20 protein-coding genes are annotated in these 19,912 nt (G+C 66.0%); 13 read left to right on the top strand and 7 right to left on the bottom strand.

Translation table 11 applies throughout. The annotated features are described in order from the left end of the window. The first annotated feature begins 43 nt into the window (after nt 1-43). Nucleotides 44-754 (top strand): GntR family transcriptional regulator, encoded by a 711-nt coding sequence (locus tag NA2_RS11905; protein WP_008597140.1) that lies wholly within the window; start codon nt 44-46, stop codon nt 752-754. Between the two features lie 75 nt (nt 755-829). Here the strand turns inward: NA2_RS11905 and NA2_RS11910 are convergent, their stop codons facing one another. After that, nucleotides 830-1,537, bottom strand: a complete 708-nt coding sequence (locus tag NA2_RS11910; protein WP_008597141.1) for a GntR family transcriptional regulator — start codon at nt 1,535-1,537, stop codon at nt 830-832. A gap of 163 nt (nt 1,538-1,700) precedes the next feature. On the opposite strand from NA2_RS11910, the gene NA2_RS11915 reads away from it, so the two are divergent. The 7 genes from NA2_RS11915 to NA2_RS11945 all read left to right on the top strand — a co-directional run bounded on the left by NA2_RS11915 (nt 1,701) and on the right by NA2_RS11945 (nt 8,262). Next, nucleotides 1,701-1,988 carry a UxaA family hydrolase gene (locus NA2_RS11915; RefSeq protein ID WP_008597142.1) on the top strand — a complete coding sequence of 96 codons (288 nt, stop codon included), beginning with the start codon at nt 1,701-1,703 and terminating at the stop codon, nt 1,986-1,988. A 17-nt stretch (nt 1,989-2,005) separates the two neighbouring features. After that, entirely contained in the window at nt 2,006-3,187 is a 1,182-nt protein-coding gene (locus NA2_RS11920) for a UxaA family hydrolase (RefSeq protein ID WP_008597143.1), read from the top strand. 98 nt (nt 3,188-3,285) lie between these two features. Continuing rightward, nucleotides 3,286-4,263: a tripartite tricarboxylate transporter substrate binding protein gene (locus NA2_RS11925; RefSeq protein WP_008597144.1), complete on the top strand. Its 978-nt coding sequence runs from the start codon at nt 3,286-3,288 to the stop codon at nt 4,261-4,263. 69 nt (nt 4,264-4,332) lie between these two features. After that, nucleotides 4,333-5,853: a tripartite tricarboxylate transporter permease gene (locus NA2_RS11930; protein ID WP_040677614.1), complete on the top strand. Its 1,521-nt coding sequence runs from the start codon at nt 4,333-4,335 to the stop codon at nt 5,851-5,853. Beyond that, nucleotides 5,850-6,323 carry a tripartite tricarboxylate transporter TctB family protein gene (locus tag NA2_RS21780; RefSeq protein WP_040677616.1) on the top strand — a complete coding sequence of 158 codons (474 nt, stop codon included), beginning with the start codon at nt 5,850-5,852 and terminating at the stop codon, nt 6,321-6,323. The genes NA2_RS11930 and NA2_RS21780 overlap by 4 nt, the downstream gene beginning before the upstream one ends. A gap of 11 nt (nt 6,324-6,334) precedes the next feature. Beyond that, nucleotides 6,335-7,264, top strand: a complete 930-nt coding sequence (locus NA2_RS11940; protein WP_008597145.1) for a hydroxyacid dehydrogenase — start codon at nt 6,335-6,337, stop codon at nt 7,262-7,264. Further along, nucleotides 7,264-8,262, top strand: a complete 999-nt coding sequence (locus NA2_RS11945) for an Ldh family oxidoreductase (protein WP_008597146.1) — start codon at nt 7,264-7,266, stop codon at nt 8,260-8,262. Before NA2_RS11940 ends, NA2_RS11945 begins: the two co-directional genes overlap by 1 nt. Nucleotides 8,263-8,530: 268 nt before the next feature. Here NA2_RS11945 and dctP read toward each other — a convergent pair whose 3' ends face one another. The 6 genes from dctP to NA2_RS11975 all read right to left on the bottom strand — a co-directional run bounded on the left by dctP (nt 8,531) and on the right by NA2_RS11975 (nt 14,237). Beyond that, nucleotides 8,531-9,592 carry a TRAP transporter substrate-binding protein DctP gene (dctP, locus tag NA2_RS11950; protein WP_008597147.1) on the bottom strand — a complete coding sequence of 354 codons (1,062 nt, stop codon included), beginning with the start codon at nt 9,590-9,592 and terminating at the stop codon, nt 8,531-8,533. Nucleotides 9,593-9,649: 57 nt separating this feature from the next. After that, complete coding sequence (locus NA2_RS11955; protein ID WP_008597148.1) at nt 9,650-11,017, bottom strand: TRAP transporter large permease; 1,368 nt, start codon at nt 11,015-11,017, stop codon at nt 9,650-9,652. A 3-nt stretch (nt 11,018-11,020) separates the two neighbouring features. Next, on the bottom strand, nt 11,021-11,665 hold the full coding sequence (locus NA2_RS11960) for a TRAP transporter small permease (RefSeq protein ID WP_008597149.1): 645 nt from the start codon (nt 11,663-11,665) through the stop codon (nt 11,021-11,023). Further along, nucleotides 11,653-12,507, bottom strand: coding sequence for a ChbG/HpnK family deacetylase (locus tag NA2_RS21280; protein ID WP_008597151.1), 855 nt, complete (start codon nt 12,505-12,507; stop codon nt 11,653-11,655). The genes NA2_RS11960 and NA2_RS21280 overlap by 13 nt, the downstream gene beginning before the upstream one ends. Before the next feature lie 2 nt (nt 12,508-12,509). Next, nucleotides 12,510-13,361, bottom strand: coding sequence for a sugar phosphate isomerase family (locus tag NA2_RS11970; RefSeq protein ID WP_008597152.1), 852 nt, complete (start codon nt 13,359-13,361; stop codon nt 12,510-12,512). Nucleotides 13,362-13,445: 84 nt separating this feature from the next. Next, nucleotides 13,446-14,237: a GntR family transcriptional regulator gene (locus tag NA2_RS11975; RefSeq protein WP_008597154.1), complete on the bottom strand. Its 792-nt coding sequence runs from the start codon at nt 14,235-14,237 to the stop codon at nt 13,446-13,448. Nucleotides 14,238-14,345: 108 nt separating this feature from the next. Between NA2_RS11975 and NA2_RS11980 the strand changes: the two genes are divergently transcribed. The 5 genes from NA2_RS11980 to NA2_RS12000 all read left to right on the top strand — a co-directional run bounded on the left by NA2_RS11980 (nt 14,346) and on the right by NA2_RS12000 (nt 19,905). Beyond that, on the top strand, nt 14,346-15,347 hold the full coding sequence (locus NA2_RS11980) for an aldose epimerase family protein (RefSeq protein WP_008597155.1): 1,002 nt from the start codon (nt 14,346-14,348) through the stop codon (nt 15,345-15,347). A gap of 97 nt (nt 15,348-15,444) precedes the next feature. Continuing rightward, a complete protein-coding gene (locus tag NA2_RS11985; RefSeq protein ID WP_008597157.1) occupies nt 15,445-16,350 on the top strand; it encodes a PfkB family carbohydrate kinase in 906 nt (301 codons plus the stop codon). A 30-nt stretch (nt 16,351-16,380) separates the two neighbouring features. Next, a complete protein-coding gene (locus NA2_RS11990; RefSeq protein WP_040677618.1) occupies nt 16,381-17,415 on the top strand; it encodes a tagatose 1,6-diphosphate aldolase in 1,035 nt (344 codons plus the stop codon). Further along, entirely contained in the window at nt 17,408-18,802 is a 1,395-nt protein-coding gene (locus NA2_RS11995) for an L-fucose/L-arabinose isomerase family protein (protein WP_040677620.1), read from the top strand. The genes NA2_RS11990 and NA2_RS11995 overlap by 8 nt, the downstream gene beginning before the upstream one ends. Further along, a complete protein-coding gene (locus NA2_RS12000) occupies nt 18,799-19,905 on the top strand; it encodes a Gfo/Idh/MocA family protein (protein ID WP_008597160.1) in 1,107 nt (368 codons plus the stop codon). Before NA2_RS11995 ends, NA2_RS12000 begins: the two co-directional genes overlap by 4 nt. Nucleotides 19,906-19,912 lie beyond the last annotated feature (7 nt).

Genomic DNA, 19,912 nt, shown 5'->3' on the forward strand with positions numbered 1-19,912 from the left:
TATAGATCCGCCACCGGTTCGCCGGCGACAATGGGGACAGGACATGCACGAGCGACACATCGAGAACGGATTCGAGCCTGTCTCTTCCAGGGTCACCATCAGCGACGGCGTCTACCAGCAGCTGCGCGACGCCCTCACCGTGGGGCGCTTCGATCCCGGCCAGGTCCTCACCATCAGGTCGCTGGCCGACACGTTCGGCACCAGCCAGATGCCGGTGCGCGAGGCGCTGCGGCGGCTGGGCGCGGAGAACGCGCTGGAGATGGCCTCGAACGGGTCGGCCTGCGTGCCGAGCATTTCCGTCGAGCGGCTGGACGACATCCGCAACGCCCGCGTCGCGCTCGAAGGCCTCGCCACGGAGCAGGCGGCCGAGCGCATCAGGCCCTCCGAGCTTCCCGAGCTGGAACGGCTCATGCTGGCGCATGAATCGATCCGCGCGGCCGGCGACGTCTACGAGATGCTGATGAAGAACCGGGATTTCCACTTCGCGATCTACCGGGCGTCGCGGTCGGAGGTACTCGTCCAGCTGATCGACACGCTTTGGCTGCGCTATGGCCCCTATATGCGGGCGCTGTCCTCATACATCGCGCCGCGGCTTGAAACGGGCCTGCACGAACCCTTCTCCGAACACCACCACGCGATCCTCGATGCGCTGAAGGCGGGCGACGCCGCCGCCGCGCGCAGGCACACCGTGGCCGATATCGACGGCACCCACGCGCTGCTGCGCCAGCTCTGCGTCAACGAAGCGGTCGCCTGACCGCGGTCCGGGCCGCCTGGACCCATTCACCGTTTCGCAGAAACGCTGGACGGGTCCATGAGAGGCTGAATGAGTCTAGCGCAGGTTCACCGAGTACTGGATGTTCTGCGTCAGGCAGCGCGAGACGCGCAGCTCCACCGGCCGGCCCTCCAGGTCGCGCGCGACCCGGTGGATGCGCAGGAGCGGCGTGCCCGCGGCGCACGCCAGATGGCCGGCGTCGGTCGCGCTCGCCGCGATCGCCTTGATGCTTTCCTCCGCCTGCGCGATCGTGATGCGCCAGCGGACCGAGAACATCTGGTAGATGTTGTTGGGGATCTCGGCCATCTCCGGAAAATCCGGGAACCGCTCCGTCGGCAGCACGATGGTCTCCACGAGCACGCAGGCATCTGCCAGATGGCGGAGCCGCTCGATGCGCCACACGGGGTTTTTCTCCAGGATGTCCAGCGCCCGCGCCTCTTCGTAGCTGGCCGTGGACTCCGCGCGCGACAGCACCTGCGATTGCGGGAACACGGCCTGCCCGCCGTCAGGAACCAGTCGGAAGAACTGAAACAGGATGCGCGCGTCCTCGGGCTCGGCGACGAAGGTGCCCTTGCCCTGGCGCCGGATGAGGAGATTGTCGGCCGTCATCGTGTCCAGCGCTTTGCGCACGGTGCCCTGGCTGACTTCAAGCTGGCGCGCCAGCTCCATCTCGCTGGGGATCAGCATCCCCGGCGACCAGCTCCCGTCCACGAGGCGGCGCACCAGATGGTCGCGGATCTGCATGTAAAGCGGCTTGTATTCCATGGCGTCTCTCAACTGCGGTGCGGCCGGGCTGCCGCTTCCATACCGGTAAATCCGGTTTACCGCACCCTGCTTGACAAATCCATTCTCTTCTAGCTTATATCTTATATAAGACATAAGTCTTGCGCCAGACACCGGCCAGACACCGTTTGAGAGGAGATCATTCGTGACGGTTCCCCACCTGTTGGTTCATGAAAAGAAGGACAATGTCGGCGTCGTCGTCGTCGAAAACCTGAAAGCCGGCACGAAGATGCTCTGCGTGGTGACGCACGACAATTCGAGCTTCGAGCTGGAGGTGAACGACGACGTTCCGATCGGTCACAAGGTGGCGCTGAGCGATATCGGCTCCGGCGACACGGCCATCAAGTACGGCGAGGACATCGGAAAGTTCGTCGCCGACGTGAAGAAGGGCGGCCATGTCCATGTCCATAATCTGAAGACCAAGCGCTGGTAGGCCGGGGAGCAAGCACGATGGCATCGAAATACGCAAACCTCACCTTCAAGGGCTACCGGCGCGACAATGGCCGCGTGGGCGTCCGCAATCACGTCGTGATCCTGCCGGTGGACGACATCTCCAACGCCGCCTGCGAGGCGGTCGCCAACAACATCAAGGGCACGCTGGCGCTGCCGCATGCCTATGGACGCCTGCAGTTCGGCGCCGACCTCGACCTGCATTTCCGCACCATGATCGGAACCGGTGCCAATCCCAACGTCGCCGCCGTGATCGTCATCGGCATCGAACCGGGCTGGACCAAGCGGATCGCCGACGGCATCGCCGAGACCGGCAAGCCGGTGGCGGGCTTCTCGATCGAGCAGAACGGCGACCTGAAGACGATCATGGATGCCTCGCGCAAGGCGAAGGAATTCGTCCACTACGCATCCGAGCTGCAGCGCGAGGAATGCTCGATCTCTGAACTCTGGGTCTCCACCAAATGCGGCGAGAGCGACACGACCACGGGCCTCGGCTCCTGCCCGACCGTCGGCAACATGTATGACAAGCTCCTGCCCGAAGGCATCTACGGGTGCTTCGGCGAAACCTCGGAGATCACCGGCGCCGAGCACATCTGCAAGGCGCGGGCTGTCAACGACGAGGTCGGCGAGCGCTGGTACAAGATGTGGAAGGCCTATCAGGACGACGTCATCTTCGCCAACCAGACCGACGATCTTTCCGAATCCCAGCCCACCAAGGGCAATATCGAGGGCGGCCTGACCACCATCGAGGAAAAGGCGCTCGGCAATCTGGAAAAGATCGGCCGGACGTCGAAATACATCGACATTCTCGAGCCGGCGGAGGCGCCGCAGTCGGGCAAGGGTCTCTACTTCATGGACACGTCTTCGGCCGCCGCCGAATGCGTGACCCTGATGGCCGCGGGCGGCTATGTGGTGCACACCTTCCCGACCGGCCAGGGCAACGTGATCGGCAATCCGATCGTACCGGTCATCAAGATCACCGCGAACCCGCGCACCGTGCGCACCATGGGTGAGCATGTGGATGTCGACGTGTCGGGAATCCTGCGCCGCGAGATGACCATCGACGATGCCGGCGACGCGCTGATCGACATGATCGTGCGCACGTCCAACGGGCGGAACACCGCCGCCGAGGCGCTGGGTCACCGCGAATTCGTGATGACCAAACTCTACCGAAGCGCCTGATTCCACCGAGGCCCCGCGCGTTGCGGGGCCTCGCCGTTTTCCATCGCCTGACGAGCAGGCGATGGCGATACGCTTCAGGAAATCATGGGAGGATGACAATGCTGAAGAAACTTGGGCTGAAGAAACTCGGGCAGAAAAAACTTGGCGTACTGGCGACCGTAGCCACGGTCCTCTGGGCAACGGGCGGCGCATTCGCGTTTCCGGACAAGCCCGTCAACTACATCATTCCGTTCAATGCCGGCGGCGAAAGCGATATTTCCGCCCGCCTGCAGCAACCCTATTTCAAGAAGATCACCGGAGACGACCTGATCATCCAGTATCAGGCGGGTGCCGGCGGCGCGCAGGCCTGGTCCGTGCTGAACGACCAGCCGGGCGACGGCTACACGATCATGGGCACCAACCTGCCCCACATCATCCTGCAGCCGCTCCTGCAGAAGCCGGGATACGAGACCGCCGACCTGACGAACATCTACATGTTCCACTTCACGCCGGATGCGCTTCTCGTCCGCGCGGACAGCAAGTTCGAAACGATCCAGCAGGTGATCGACGCGGCGAAGGAGACCCCCGGGGCGCTGACGGTCGGCGGCACGGCGACCAACACGGCGAACCACATCGCCAACCAGCGCTTCTCGACCTTGACCGGCGCCGAGATGACATACATCCCCTACACCGGCACCGGCGCCACCATCCCCGCGCTGCTCGGCGGCGAGGTCGAACTGCTCTGGGGCTACACCACCGTGGCCGCCGGTCAGGGCGACAAGGTGCGCATGCTGGCCGTCGCACAGGACAAGCGGCATCCCCTCTTCCCGGACGTTCCGACCTTCAAGGAACTGGGGATCGACATGGTGGGCGGCGCCTATCGCGGCATCGCCGTGCCGAAATCCACGCCCGAGGAGGTGCGCCAGCAGCTCTCCGACATCATCGGCCAGATCAATGCCGACCCCGAATTCATCAAGGAGATGGAACAGGCGGGCTTCGCCATGCTGGATGTTCCCTATGACGGGATGGAAGCCTTCATGGGCGAGCGGCAGAAGATCTACGAGGACGTGGCCCGTCAGCTGGGCTCGCTGAAGTAACAGCCATTAGCGCCGGCGGCATGGTACGCCGCCGGCTGCCCGTCCCCCGGTCATTGCAGGGAGCTGTCCTTGGCCTTCGATCTCGGTTCCGTTCTCGTCCAGGCTTTCAGCCCGTTCAATCTCTTGCTGGCTCTGCTCGGTGTTGTCCTCGGCACGATCATCGGCGCGCTGCCGGGGCTTTCCGCGACGATGGCCATCGCCGTCCTGGTACCGTTCACCTTCGCCATGGATCCGGCCTCCGGCCTGATCATGCTGGGCGCGATCTACACCGGCGCCATCTATGGCGGCGCCTATGCCGCCATTCTCGTCAACACGCCGGGCACGCCCTCGGCCATCGCCACCACCTTCGACGGTTTCCCGATGGCCAAGCGCGGCGATGGCGATCTGGCGATGACGCTCGCCACGCTCGCCAGCGTGGTCGGCGGCGTGATCGGCGCCATCGCGCTGATGACGCTTTCGCCGCTTCTCGCCAACATCGCGCTGGCCTTCCAGTCAAGCGAGTATTTCTGGCTCGCGATTCTCGGCCTGACCCTGATCGCCAGCCTTTCCACCGGCAACGTCATCAAGGGCCTGATCGGCGGCGCCTTCGGCCTGATCCTGTCCATGATCGGCGTGGCGGTCGTCGGCGGCGACGTGCGCTTCACCTTCGGCTCGTCGGCGCTGCTCGGCGGCATCGACATCGTTTCCGCCCTGATCGGACTCTACTGCATTCCCGTCCTGATCGATCTCGTCGCCCGGCCCGACCGGCATCTGGAGCCGGCGCCGCTCGGGCGCGGCTTCCGCTTTTTCGAGGCGCTGGGCCTCTGCGCGAAGAACACGGTCAATCTCGTCAGGTCCTCCGCCATCGGCACGCTTATCGGCATCCTGCCGGGGGCCGGCGGCTCGATCGCATCGCTCGTCTCCTATTCGGAGGCGCGGCGCTCGAGCCGCCATCCCGAGCGTTTCGGCAAGGGAGAACCGGGCGGCCTTCTGGCCACCGAAAGCGCCAACAACGCGACCGTCGGCGGCGGCTTCATCCCGACGCTGGTGCTCGGCATTCCCGGCACTCCGCCGGACGCGGTCATCCTCGGCGCGCTCCTCGTCCAGGGCATCCGCACCGGACCCGAACTGTTCACCCAGCAGAGCGGCATCGTCTACATCTTCATGTTCGGCCTGCTCATCGCCACGCTGATGATGCTGCCCGTCGGCCTGCTCATCGGCCGCTACGCCTATCGCTTCATCGTCAACACGCCGAAATCGCTGCTCGTGCCCCTGATCGCCTTCATGACGGTGGTGGGCAGTTTCGCCATCCATTCCAACCCGCACGATGTCGTGGTCATGGTCCTGATGGGCGTTCTGGGGTGGCTGCTCAGCCTCGGCGGTTTCGGCCCCTCGCCCATCGTGCTCGGCCTGGTTCTCGGCCAGATCGCCGAGCAGGGCTTCATCCGCGCCTACATGATCGGCGGCGCACGCGACAATTTCGGCGGGCAGCTCCTGTTTGACCGCCCGATCAGCTGGGCCATCGTGGCGCTGATCGTCATCACGCTCGGCCTGCCGCTCCTGAGGCTGCTGCGCGCAAGGTCCGGCAACGGCAAGGAGGCACAACCATGAACGCGGGCAGGGATATCGCCGGGATCGTCGGCTCAGTCTTCTTCTTCCTCGTCGGGGCAGCGGTTTTCGCCATGAGCTTCGAGATGACGCCGCTGGCGGCCATGTTCCCGCGCACGGTGGGCGCCGCGCTCGCGCTTCTTGCCGCATTCTATGTCTTCGCCGCCATGCGCGGATATCGCGGCGAGGCCGTCGAGAACGGCAGCACGGTCGGCGATCAGGCTGAGGGCCTCGGCCGCCGCATCGTCCTGCTGGCGACGATGATCGGCTGGGCGCTCCTCTTCCCGGTCATCGGCATGTTCGTCACCAGTCTCGCCGCCTGCGCGATCCTGATGTTCACGGGCCTTTTCGAACGGCTGTCGCCCGGACGCCTCGCCATCCAGCTTGGCGCGGTGCTCGCGCTCGTGATCTGCTTCTATCTCCTGATGAACAGCGTTCTCAACATACCGATGCCACGCGGCATTCTCTTCTGAACTGGACGATCATGACGGACATCATCATCACGGAATTCATGGACGAGGCGGCGGTCGACATGCTGCGCGCGGAATTCGACACGCATTACGATCCCGCATTGGTGGACGATCCCGGGGCGCTGCGCGACATGGTCGCCACGGCGCGGGCGCTGGTGGTGCGGAACCGCACCCAGCTGCGCGGCGCGCTCCTAGAGGCCGCCGGCCGGCTGGAATGCGTCGGGCGTCTCGGCGTCGGGCTGGACAACATCGACACCGATACCTGCGGCGCGCGCGGCGTGGCCGTCTATCCTGCGACGGGCGCCAACGATCTGGCTGTCGCCGAATATGTGATCTCCAATGCGTTCAACCTCCTGCGCGACGCCTATCTCTATAGCGACCGGGTGATCGCCGGCGAATGGCCCCGTTCGGCGCTCATCGGGCGCGAGCTTTCCGGCAAGGTGATGGGCCTCGTCGGCTTCGGCGCGATCGCCCGCGAGGTGGCGACGCGCGCGCAGGCGCTCGGCATGTCGGTCATCGCCCATGATCCGTTCCTGCCGGAGAATCATCCGGCCTGGCAATCGGCGGGCAGGCGCACGCTGGAGGCGCTCGTCCGCGAGGCGGACGTGGTGAGCCTGCATACGCCCCTGACGCCCGAGACGCGGCACATGATCGACGCATCGCTGCTCGCGGCCATGAAGCCGGGAGGCATCCTGATCAACGCGGCCCGTGGCGGCGTGGTGGACGAGGACGCCTTGTGCGCGGCCCTGCGGGCGGGCAAGCTCGCCGGCGCGGCGCTCGACGTCTTCGAGGAAGAGCCGCTTTCGACGGCGGCAGGCACGAAGTTCGAAGGCATCCGCAATCTGGTTCTGACGCCGCACATCGCCGGCGTAACAGTGGAATCGAATGTTCGGGTCAGCCGCGTCACGGCCGAGACCATTCTCAAGCACCTGCGGGGTCAGTGATGACGAGACTTCTCTCCGCCGATGAGATCACGGCGCTGGTCACCGAGACGCTGATTCGCTGCCGCACCAGCCGGGAGAACGCGCAGGCCGTGGCGCGCGCCCTGCTCGGCGCAGAGCTGGCGGGCCAGGCGGGCCACGGACTTCGCCGCATGCCCTCCTATTGCGCGCAGGCGCTGTCAGGCAAGGTGGACGGCATGGCCGCCGCGCGTTCCAGGGAAACGCGGCCCGCCGCCCTCTCGGTCGACGCCGCGCACGGTTTCGCCTATCCCGCGCTGGAGCTGGCGCTCGCATGGCTGCCCGCCGCCGCCCGGCGGAACGGCATCGCCATGGCCGGCATCCACCGCTCGCATCATTGCGGCGTGGCGGGTCTGGTGGTCGAGCAGCTCGCGGAGGACGGGCTGGTCGGCCTTCTGTTCGCCAACACGCCCGGCGCCATGGCGCCATGGGGCGGCCGGCACGCCCTGTTCGGCACGGACCCGATCGCCTTCGCCGCGCCGCTTGACGGCGCCGATCCCGTGGTCGTGGACATCTCCCTGTCGAAGGTCGCCCGCGGCAAGATCATGGCGGCCAGCCAGCAAGGCAGGGACATCCCCGAGGGCTGGGCGCTCGATGCGAACGGCAACCCGACCACCGACGCGAAGGAAGCGCTGAAGGGCACGATGGTGCCGATGGGCGACGCCAAGGGCACGGCGCTCGCGATCATGGTGGAGCTGCTCTGCGCCGGGCTGACCGGCGCCAATTACGGCTACGAGGCCAGCTCCTTCTTCGACGGCGAGGGCGCCGCGCCGGGCACCGGCCAGCTCGTCATCGCCATCGATCCCACGGCGTTCGGCGATGGCGCGCTGGACCGTTTCGCGGTTCTGGCCGGGGCCATCGACGGAATGGACGGCGCACGCCTTCCCGGCCGACGCCGGCAGGCGCTCAAGGCGAGGCTGCTTGCCGAAGGCGTGCCCTGCGACGACGCCCTGCTGCGGGAGATCGAGGCGCTGGGCCGGTAGTTCAGGATGCTGCTGCATTGACGTTGTGCGTGGTTCGACAAGCTCACCATGAGGGATGCCGGGCATTGCAGTGAGTCCGGCTCCGTAGCGGCGCGGGTAAGTCATGCAGCCCCCACCCGTCCTCATGGTGAGCTTGTCGAACCACGCACAACACCCTTGCCAGGCACAAGGCAGGAACCCGGCCCCCGACCCACCCGATTGCTCTTCAAACGAAAAAACCCCCGGCCAGGCAGGCCGGGGGCCATGTCATCGCATTGCTGGTTTCAGCTCACTGCGCGGCCGCACCAAGCCTCGCATCCACGGAGGCCGTGCACTGGTTGATGGCGGCATTGTAGCTGTCGAGGAAGGCCTGGTTCGCCGGGTCCTGGCCGGTGAACCACGTCTCCATCCCGCTGGCCGCCTGGCGGAAGGCCGCCTTCTCCTCGTTGCTCAGGCTATGGATCGTGCCGCCGGCATCGGTGAAGGCCTTGTAGGAACGCACCTCGTGGTATTTCGGATAGGCCCGCAGATACTGCTCGATCACGTCGAAGCCCTCGACGACGATCTTGCGCAGGTCCTCCGGCATCGACATGAACTTGTCGTTGTTGATAAACCAGGTGCCGCCCATATAGGCATGCCCGTCGAGCGTGATGTGCTTCAGGTGTTCCTGGAAGTTCATCGCCACGATGTCGGTGATGCCGTTCTTGGTGCCTTCGACGACGCCGGTCGCAAGCGAGGTATAGACCTCCGGCCAGGAGATGCCCGTCGGCGCGCCGCCGAGCTGGCGCACGAGTTCCTGCTGGATCTCGGCGGGAATGGTGCGCAGCTTCATTCCCTTGACGTCTTCCGGCGTCTTGATCGGCTTGCCGGTCGTGGCGAAGTTCCGCCAGCCGCCGGAGTTGGACACCACCATCAGACGGATGTTGCCGGTCTCATCCAGCATGCCCTTGCGCAGCATGCTCATGAAGTCCTGATCATCGAACACGCATTCGGCGACCTCGTCATCGCGCAGCATGTAGGGCAGGTCGAGGCCCGCGAAGGCCGGCCAGAGATTGCCCGGCTCGCCGAAGTTCGACTGATAGATGTCGACCAGGCCCGCCTGCATGCCTTCGAAGCACTCGCGGCCGGAAGCGCACAGCGTCCCGCCCGTGTAGATCTCCACGTCGATGCGTCCGTTCGACTTGGTATTGACCAGATGGCGGAACGCCTGGACCGCCTGGTAGTTGTAGTTGTCCTCGCCGGTCGCGAGCGGCGTGACCAGCTTGAATTCAGCTTCCTGGGCGGATGCCGGCAGGGCCGACAGGCTCAGGGCCACGGCAGAAGCCGCAAGGGCGCGTTTCAGAACACTCATTCATACCTCCATTGATTTGCACGGCACTTTCCCAGTGCTCTTGTTGAGACTTGCCGGTCATCCTCCGATGCCGGAAACGATGGTGCCCCAGTTGTCCCACAGCCAGGGCAGGCCGAGCGTGAGGACCGGGATGTAGGCCACGAGCAGGATCACCACGATCTCGGCGATCAAGAAGGGGATGATGGCGCGGACGATCTCCGAGAAGCGCGCGCCGGAGATCGACGTGGCGACGAACAGCACGAGGCCCATCGGCGGCGTCGCCAGGCCGACCGTCACGTTGAGACACATCATCACGGCGAAATGCACCGGTTCAATGCCGTAGGCGGTGGCGGCGGGCGCCAGGATCGGCCCGAGAATAAGGATGGCCGGCCCCGCGTCGAGCACCATGCCGACGATGAACAGGAAGATGTTCACCAGCAGCAGGAACACCAGCACGTTGTCGGACACCGACAGCATGGCATTGGTCAGCATGGCGGGAACGCCCGCGATGGCGACGATCTGGCTGAAACCGCTCGCGACGCCCACCAGGAGCAGGACGACGCCCGACTGGATGGAGGTGCGCTTCAGGATTCCGTAGAAGGCGCGCAGGCCGAAACCGTCCTCGTCGATCAGGCCAAACCGGTGGCCAAGCTTCACCCCGATATTGAGGAGAAGCGCATAGGCGACCGCGACGGCCGCGGCCTCGGTCGGGGTGAAATAGCCCGACAGGATGCCGCCGAGAAGGATGATGGGCGTGAGCAGCGGGAAGAAGGCGCGCAGGCCCGCCTGCCCCCGCTGCTTCCACGCCATCCGCTCGTTGGCGACGGGAAAATCGAACCGGTGCGCCATGAAGGCGGTGACCGCCATCAGCGCGCCGGCCAGCATCAGGCCCGGAACGATGCCGCCGAGGAACATGCGGGCGACGTCCACATTCATCACGAAGGCATAGAGCACCATCAGCCCGGACGGCGGGATCACCGGCCCGATGACCGAACTGGCAGCGGTGATGGCGGCGGCGAACTTGCGCGAATAGCCGTTCTTCTCCATCGCCGGGATGAGCATCGAGCCGAGCGCCGACGTGTCGGCGACAGCGGAGCCGGACAGACCGGCGAACAGGACGCTGGCCGCGATGTTCACATGCGCCAGCCCCCCGCGGATATGGCCGAGCATGGCGCGGGAGAAATCGACCAGCGCCCGCGTCACCATGCCCGAATTCATGATCTCGCCAGCGAGGATGAAGAACGGCACCGCCATGATCGGAAACGAGGATATGCCGGAATAGACGCGGTTCACCTGCATGCCGAGAAACGCCATGCGCTCGATCTGCCAGAGCTGGAACACGCCGGCCCCGATCATCGCGAAGAAGACCGGCACGCCGAGCGCCAGCAGGATCAGGAAGCCCCAGAAGACAGTGAGGCCCTTGAAGGCAAATGCAAAGCCGCCCATGTCTCAGCCCCTCCCCTCTGCGTCGTCCGCGTCCCTGGCGGCCGCCTCGCCCTCCGGCAGGCGCGCCATCCCGTCGAGGTCGAAATTGCGTATGTCCTCCTCGCCGCTGACGAAGGCGCGGACGGATTTCAGGATATGCTCGACCGAGATCATCAGGAGACCGGCAAAGCCGATCGGCAGGATGACGTAGACATACTTGTTCTTGACGACGATCGAGCCTGCGGCCTCCGCGCCGATGAGCGGTGCGGCAAGCGTGCGGATGAGCCGGGTCGTCTGCGGAAGCAGGCTGTTGCCGCCGGAAAAAAACAGCCAGCTGTAGTAGATCGCGCCGATCAGGAGGCCGGCCTCGAGCAGGTGGATCAGAACGTTGAAGAAGGTTCGCGGGCGCACCGGCATCGCCTCCACCAGAACGTCGATCCGCGTGAACTGGTGATGGCGATAGGCCCAGGGCCCGATCAGGAACGAAACCCAGACCATCGAAGCGAGCGCGATCTCCTCGGTCCAGCCGATGGGCGCGCGCAGCTCGCGGCTGATCACCTGCAGGATGATGGCCGCCGTCATCGTCGTCAGGAAGATGCAGGCGATCATGACGCCGAGATTCGACATCACGCGGTTCAGCCGGCCCATGAGATCAATCAGGAGACGCATGCGCCGTCCTCCTGTCGCTTCGGAAGGTCGTGCCAGTTGATCACGCTGCTGCCCGCGAAGAGTTCGGCCCCGGCCACTCCGGAGAACAGCGCATGCTCCTGCGTGCGCGGCCAGACCATGTGCGGGGCGAAGGTCGCCGTATCGTCCGGCGCGTTGGCGTGCAGCGCCAGCCAGTGCCGGCCGGGACCGGCCGCCGCTATGCGACACGCGAAGAAGGCGCCGGCGGGTTCGCCCTCCGGCGTGAAGCCGATCATGAAATCGTCGAAGATCGGGTCTCCGCGCCGGCTGGCTTCGGCGAGATATTCCCGGTGAAGCCCGTCATCGGCGGGAAGCACCCGGACGGCGTCGAAAAGCTGGCCCGCATTGCGGAAGAAGGGGACGGGGATCCCGTGCCGTGAGGCCACCGCCCACAGGCGCTCCATGAAGCCCGGCAGATAGGCCGTCCCCATATGCGCGTCGAGATGGGTCGGGTTCAGACCGTCGGCGATGGCGCGCTCCACCTGCGCGGCGATCTCATCCTCCACCGCGTTCGGGTCGGCGCTCTTCAGCACCTCCTGCGGCCGCCGGTGGAAGAAGCCCTCGTCATCGACCAGACCGCCCGCTTTCCCCGACAGCGGCCGCCAGCGATAGCGGTTCCATTCCGATGTCAGGGTAACGTGGACGCCCATGTCCTGGCCCGGATTTTCGCGATGGTCCTCGACGGCCATCGGATAATAGGGACAGGGCACCATGGCGGACGCGCTGGTCACGGTGCCCGCGGCGCGGAGGGCCTTCCATGCGGTCACCGAGCCGGCGGTGGCCCCGACATCGTCGAGATGCGGCAGGAAGGTCCGGGCGGTCATCGCTACCTCAATCCCGGTTCGGGCATGGTCAGAACCTCCGTGGTGACATCCACCGAGAAATCAGCGTGGCGGCGCACCAGCGACGCGGGAAACGCCGCAGTCTCCGGGGCGAGCAGCATCCGTCTGATCGCCGCCGACTGCCAGTGGCGGTTCATCCAGATGCGCAGCCTGCGCGCGCTCAGGATCTCCTTCATCCCGACCGTGACGGCCATGACGGGGATCCTCTGGATGTTACCGCGCGCCGCGGTGACGGCGTTGATCAGGCGCGTCTTCTCGCACAGATGCACGATGCGCGTCGGCAGCGCGGCAAACCAGTCCGCGTCGGTCACCCCTTCCACCGGGTCGTTGAACGCCAGATGTCCGGTGATGCCGACCCCCGCATAGGCGAAGTCGAGGCCATGCGCCTCGATCAGGCGCGGGATCGCATCCAGCTCGTGCGGGTCGGGCACGATCAGGCGGGGCCGCATGGTCTCGGGCAGCCGTTCCACCAAGTTACGCCGCATATGGCCGCGAAAGCTCAGCGGATCGTCTTCGCCGATCCAGGTATTGTCGCCCTGGAGATATTCGTCCATCACAATGAAGGTGACGCCGGACAGGAAAAGGCGCTCTTTCACACAGCGCTCGGCCAGCAGTTGGTACTGCCCCACCGGGCCGACCGGCACGATCAGCGAACAGACGCCCTTCTCCCGAAGACAGTCGCGGATGTCGGCGAACAGCCGTTCTGCCATGGCAAGGCACAGGGCCTCCGCATCGTCGTGAACGGAAAGGGCCGGACGGTCGAAGGCGCGCAGGGCCTGCTCGTCCGCCCGCAGCGCGGCCTGGGTATCCGCGTCTATGCCCTGATACGCTCCCAAGGCGTCCTCCTCCCACAGTGAACGACTCTTATAACTCTTATATATGAATTCCGTCAATCACGCCCGATTACCTCCTCGATCGGCCTATCGAAGATCCGAGGCATAGTGGAACTGCTCGGTAAGGCACCTGCTGCGGCGCAGCTCGACCAGCGCCCCGTTGAGGGCGAATGCCTGGCGATCGATCTGCAGCACCGGCATGTGCTCGGAGCAGCCCAGCACGTCCGCATCCTCGGCGGAGGCGGCCACCGCCCGAAGCTGTTCGGCGGCGCGCGTGACGGTCGTCACGAAATGCCGCTCGTACAGCTCGTAGATGTTGTTCGGCAGCGGTACATGCACGTCGAGACCCGGGAACCGATCCGCCGAAAGCACGATCTGCTCGCTGAGCATGACCCGTCCCTTCAGCGCGCGGTGGCGGACAATGCGCCAGACGTCACCCTTCGGGCGCAGACCAAGCAGTCTGCTTTCCGAAGCGCTCGGCTCGGCCCGTTTCAGCTGGCTGTAGACGGTTTCCGGCAGAACCCGGTCACCCTTGTCGTCGGCGATCTTGAAGAACTGGAAGAGCGTGCGCCGCTGGTCGTGCTCCGCCACGAACGTGCCGCGACCCTGGTGGCGGACGACGATGCGGTCCGCCGACAGCGCGTCGAGCGCCTTGCGGACAGTGCCCTGCGACACGCCCATCTGCACCGAAAGCTGCTGTTCGGAAGGCAGCAGCGTGCCGGGCTGCCACTCCCCCGAGATCAGCTTGTCCAGAAGCTGCTGCCGGACCTGCATGTAAAGGGGAGTGTATCCGAGCTGCATGCCCGCGCGCCCGGACGAAGATGAAACGGAGGCGGTCGCGGCTCCGGTTCCGCCGTTGCCATCATTGCTGTCGGTCACGCCTATGTCCAAACTCTTATATAAAAGTTATAGGTATTGATACCGCGTCTGCCGGCTGGTGCCAACCATATTGTCTCCGAGGGGCAGGACGCAATCGGGAGGAAACGGATGCAGCGTCGGGTGATTGGCTCGTTCGAGGGACGGGACGTGGAGGAAGTCGTTCTCTCCTCGCGGGAGGGGGTTCGGGTCGCCATCATGACCTATGGGGCGGCGATCCGCGACTGGCAAGTGCCGGTCGGCGGCACGTTGCGATCGGTCACGCTGGGTTTCGACGACTTCGATTCCTACCCGAAGCACAGCCCCTATTTCGGCGCCGTCGCCGGTCGGGTGGCGAACCGCACCGCCGGCGCCGCGTTCATGCTCGATGGGCGGCTGCATCGCCTTGTCGCCAATGAGGGAAGCAACCATCTGCATGGCGGGCCGCGCGGCGTCGGCAAGCAGGTCTGGCGCATCGAGGACCATGACGGCGCCTCCGTAAAGCTCTCCCTGGAAAGCCCCTATGGCGACATGGGATATCCCGGCGCGCTCGCCATCGCGGTCCGCTACCGCCTGACCGGGCACCGGCTCGAAATCACCTTCACCGCCGATCCGTCCTGCCGGACGCCGGTCAATCTGGTGCAGCACAACTACTTCAACCTGATGGGACGCGGCGATGTGCTCGATCACCGGCTAAAAATCGAGGCCGGCGCCTATACGCCGGTCGGCGAGGGCCAGGTCGCCACGGGCGCGATCCTCCCCGTCGACGGCACGAGCTACGACTTCCGGACGGAAAAGACCCTGCGCGACGGTGACGGGGAGCCGCTGTCCTTCGACCACAATCTCGTGCTCGACACGCGCCGCGACCGCGCGCAGCCCGCCGCAATCCTCACCGCGCCGGATGGGTCGCTGTCGCTGCGCCTCTTCACCGACCAGCCGGGCATCCAGGTCTACAATGGCTGGAAGCTCAACGTTCCCGCGCTAGGGCTGGCAGGAGCGCGCTACGAAGCGTTCGGCGGCGTGTGTCTCGAGGACCAGAATTTCCCCGGCTCACTCAACCATGCGCATTTCCCGAACCCCTTCGTGGAGCCGGGCGCGCCCTACCGGCATCGCTGCGCCATCGAGATCGGCTGAATGCGGATCGCGCCATCAGTCTTGTAAAAGACATATGAATATCCTATAGAAGAATTCTGACATATCAGAATGTCAGATTCCTATATAAGAGTTCTCGATGGCTCGCATCCTGACCCTCGGCATGGCCGTTCTCGACCATGTGTTCCAACTCCCTGCTTTTCCCGAAAGCGGCGAGAAATACCGCGCGGAGAGCTACCGCGCTCAGATCGGCGGGCCGGCGACCGTCGCGGCGCTGGCGATCCAGCGGCTGGGCGGCTCGGCGAGCCTGTGCGCCCGCCTCGGCGAAGACGCCAACTCGCGGACCATCATGGCGGAACTCGACGCCGCGGGCGTGGACTGGTCGCCCTCGGTCGTTCTGCCGGGTGCTGTCGCCCCGGTTTCGGCGGTCTATATCGACGAGGACGGCGAACGGCAGATCGTGAACTTTCGCGGCAAGGACCTCGCCGTTTCCGCCGACATGCTGAGCGAAAGCCTGCTGGATGGCGTGGACGCGGTCCTGCTCGATCCGCGCTGGCCCGAAGGGGCCGAGCGCCTCGCCGCCCTGGCCGCCAGGCGGGGCATCCCGTCCGTGCTCGACGCTGAAAGCGATCTGGAGGCGCTCGAGGGCGCCATGGCGCTCTGCACGCACATCGCCTTCTCCACCCAGGGGCTGCGCAGCTATTCGGGCGAGGAGGACGTGGTGCTCGGCCTCAAATACTGCGCCGAACGCTTCAAGGCCTGGCTCGGCGTGACCCATGGCGAGAAGGGCGTGATCTATCTGGACCAGGGCGGCGTCGCGCATGTCGCGGCCTTTGCCGTGCGCACGCTGGACACGCTGGGTGCCGGCGATGTCTGGCACGGCGCCTTCGCGCTGGGCCTCGGCGAGGGGCGTTCGGTCTTCCAGGCGGTGCGGTTCGCCAATGCGGCGGCCGGCCTCAAATGCATGAACGGCACCGGTCAGGAAGCCCTGCCGGGGCGCGAGGAAACGCTCGCGCTGATGACCGGCGGCGGCACGCTGCATTGAGCCGCCGATAGAATCACAAGGGGAGCGACAATGAGCGTATCAGCCGGAAAATACTGGGGGCTTCGCCGCATGGCGGATGCCGCCGGGCGTTTCAAGATGACGGCGGTCGACCAGCGCCCCCCGATCAAGAACCCCATCGCCAAGGCGCGCGGAACCGCCGAGGCGCCCTATGACGACGTGGCGCAATTCAAGCGCCTTCTCGTAGAGACGCTGCAGGACCAGTCCACCGCCCTCCTGCTCGATCCGCATTTCGCCTATCCGCGCGCCGTCGATGTCCTGTCCCCGCAGAAGGGGCTGATCCTCACCCTGGAGGATTCTCTGTTCGAGGAAACGCCGGGCGGGCGGATTTCCTCGGAAATCGACAACTGGTCCGTCGGCAAGATCAAGCGCGCCGGCGGCGACGCCGTGAAGGTTCTGGCCTGGTACCGGCCCGACGCCGCGGCCGAAATCCGCCAGGCCCAGCAGGCCTTCACGCGCCGGATCGGCGAAGCCTGTGCGCGCTACGACATTCCCTTCCTGTTCGAGCTGCTCGTCTACCCGCTGGCCTCCGATGCGGAGCAGACGCGGGACTATGTGGAGATGAAGACCAAGCGCGCCGATCACGTCCTCGCCAGCGTCGAGGAATTCGCCCGACCGGAATACGGGGTGGACGTGTTCAAGCTGGAGAGCCCGGTCGCGGCAGGTGATCTCGAAAACGATACGATCGACGTGGCGGGCCTGTTCCGCGAGATGGGGCGGCTTGCCGGCAGGCCCTGGGTCATGCTTTCGGCGGGTGCGGGCAAGCCGGAATTCGAGACCATCCTGCGGCACGCCTATGCCGCCGGCGCCTCCGGCTATCTCGCCGGTCGCGCGATCTGGCTGGACGCCTTCGCGCATTTCCCGGACTGGCAGCGGATAGAGGAAGGCCTGCGCGGTGACGCCGTCGCCTATATGGAGCGCATCAACCGCCTGACCGACGACCATGCGCAGCCCTGGTTCGACCACCCGCGCTTTGCCGGCCAGAAGCTTTTCGCGCCGGACGATGCCGGGTTCCGCGCCGTTTACCCGGAATTCGACCATGGCTAGAAAGTTGGGCCTGTTCGTCCTCGGGCGCGCCACCTTCGACGTGGACTACGCGCGCGCCTGCGCCGCGCGTGCGGTCGAGGTCTTGCGCATGCAGGACTGCAGGCTTGCCGGAACCGGCGCGATCCTCTTCGACAATGCCGAGGTCACGGCGGCGCTGGACGATATCGCGGAGGAAAAACTGGACGGCATCGTCGTCGTGCAGAGCACCTTCACCGACGCGGAAGCCGTCTGCATGATCGCCGAGCGGACGGGACTGCCGCTCTACATCTGGGCGCTTCCGGAACCGCGCACCGGCGGACGCCTGAGGCTCAATGCCTTCTGCGGCCTCAATCTGGCGGCGCACGCGCTCGGGTTGAGGAACGTGCCCTGCATCAGCCTCTACGCGGCACCGGATGCGCCCGCCATCGAAACCGAAATCGCCGGCTGGCTCGCGGCGGAACCCGCCGCGCCGCCCCGGACACGCGTGGCGGAGCCTGTTCCCTCCGAGGCGGGAGCGAGGGGGCTGGACGCCCTGCGGGGCGCCCGCATCGGACGCATCGGCGCCCATCCGGCGGGCTTCGATACCTGCGCCTATGAGCCGGCGCGCCTGTCAAGGCTTTGCGATGCCCATGTGGAGCCGGTGGCGCTCGAGGACCTGTTCGCCGCCGCCCGCGAAGTGCCGGACAGCGCCGTCGGCGCGCTTCTGGAGGAATGCTCCGCCGTCTCGGGGATCGGCGAACTCGACCCGGACCAGCTCCTTCGCTCGCTCCGGCTCAAGGGCGCCCTGGATGCGCTGAAGGAACGGGGACGGTTCGACGGCTTTGCCCTGCGCTGCTGGCCGGAGACCTTCACGGAATATGGCGGCGCCATCTGCGGTCCTGTCGGCATGATGGGAGAGAAGCGGACGCCCTGCGCCTGCGAGGCCGATGTCTACGGCGCCCTCACCTCGCTGATGCTGCAGGCGCTTTCGGACGCTCCGGCGTTTCTGGCCGACATCGTCGACATCGACGATGCCACGGATACGGGCGTCGTCTGGCACTGCGGTCAGGCCCCCGCCTCGATGGCCGATCCGGCAGCGCCGCTGGAGGCGACGATACACTCCAACCGCCGCATGCCCCTGCTGTTCCAGTTTCCGCTGAAGCCGGGGCGCGTCACGCTGGCGCGCATCAGCCAGGCGCGCGGCGCGCAATCCATGGTGGTGGCAGGCGGCGAGATGATCGCCGCACCGCCCTCCTTTTCGGGAACGTCCGGTGTCGTGCGCTTCGACACCGCGGCGAAGACAGTCCGGCAGCGCCTCCTCGCTGCCGGACTGGAACATCATCTCGCCCTCGTCTACGGCGACCATCGCGATGCGCTCGAACACGTCGCGCATGGCCTCGGCCTGCCTGTTCTGGATCTCACGCAATGACCATAAGATACGCCATCATCGGCTCCGGCATGATGGGCCAGGAACACATCCGCAATCTCGCGCTGGTGGAGGATGCGAAGATCGTCGCCATCGCCGAGCCCGATGCGGCGATGCGCGCCGCGGGTGCGGCGCTGGCCGGCCCGGGCGTCGCCCTCCACGCCGACATGCGCGATCTGCTCGGCAGCACCGATGCGGACGCGTTCCTGGTCGCCTCGCCCAACCACACCCATGCCGACATCCTCGACCGGCTGATCGACGACGGGCGCCCTGTGCTGATCGAGAAGCCCGTGGTGAAGGACCTAGCGCAGGCCAGGCGCATTGCCGCCAAGGCACGCGAGGCCCGTGCGCCGATCTGGGTGGCGATGGAATACCGCTACATGCCCGGGGTCTCCCGGCTGCTGGAGGAACTGCGGGCCGGGCGCTCCGGAGAACTGAAGATGGTCTCGATCATCGAGCGCCGCTATCCCTTCCTCGAGAAGGTCGGTTCATGGAACCGGTTCAACGCCTCTTCCGGCGGGACGCTGGTGGAGAAATGCTGCCACTTCTTCGACCTGATGCGGCTGATGACCGGCAGCGAGCCGGTCCGCGTGCAGTCCATCGGCGGCCAGGCAGTCAACCATCTGGACGAGCGCTACGACGGCAGGGTGCCGGACGTTCTCGACCATGCCTTCACCCTCGTCGAGTTCGCCAACGGCGTCAGCGCCATGCTCGAACTGTGCATGTTCGCGGAAGGCTCGCATTTTCAGGAGCGCGTCAGCGCCATCGGCACCAGCGCCCTGCTCGAGGCGCGCGTGCCCGGCCCCGGCCGGTTCGAACCCGACGGCCGGCACAAGAATGCCGAATTCGTCGTGGCGCGCCGGGACACGCGCGCCGAAACGGTCGAGACCATCGAGGTCGATCCCGAGCTTCTGAAGCGCGGGGACCATCACGGTTCGACCTTCATCCAGCACCAGCGCTTCAACAGGATGCTGCGCGAGGGCGGTGAGCCGGACGTCTCCCTGTCCGACGGCCTGAAGGCAGTCGTCATGGGACTGGCGGCGCAGGAGTCCATCCTGAGGCGCGGCAGCGTCGATATCGGAACCGGCGACTACCGCGTGGAATAGGAGTGTC

The organism is Nitratireductor pacificus pht-3B (genome assembly GCF_000300335.1).
Taxonomy (GTDB): domain Bacteria; phylum Pseudomonadota; class Alphaproteobacteria; order Rhizobiales; family Rhizobiaceae; genus Nitratireductor; species Nitratireductor pacificus.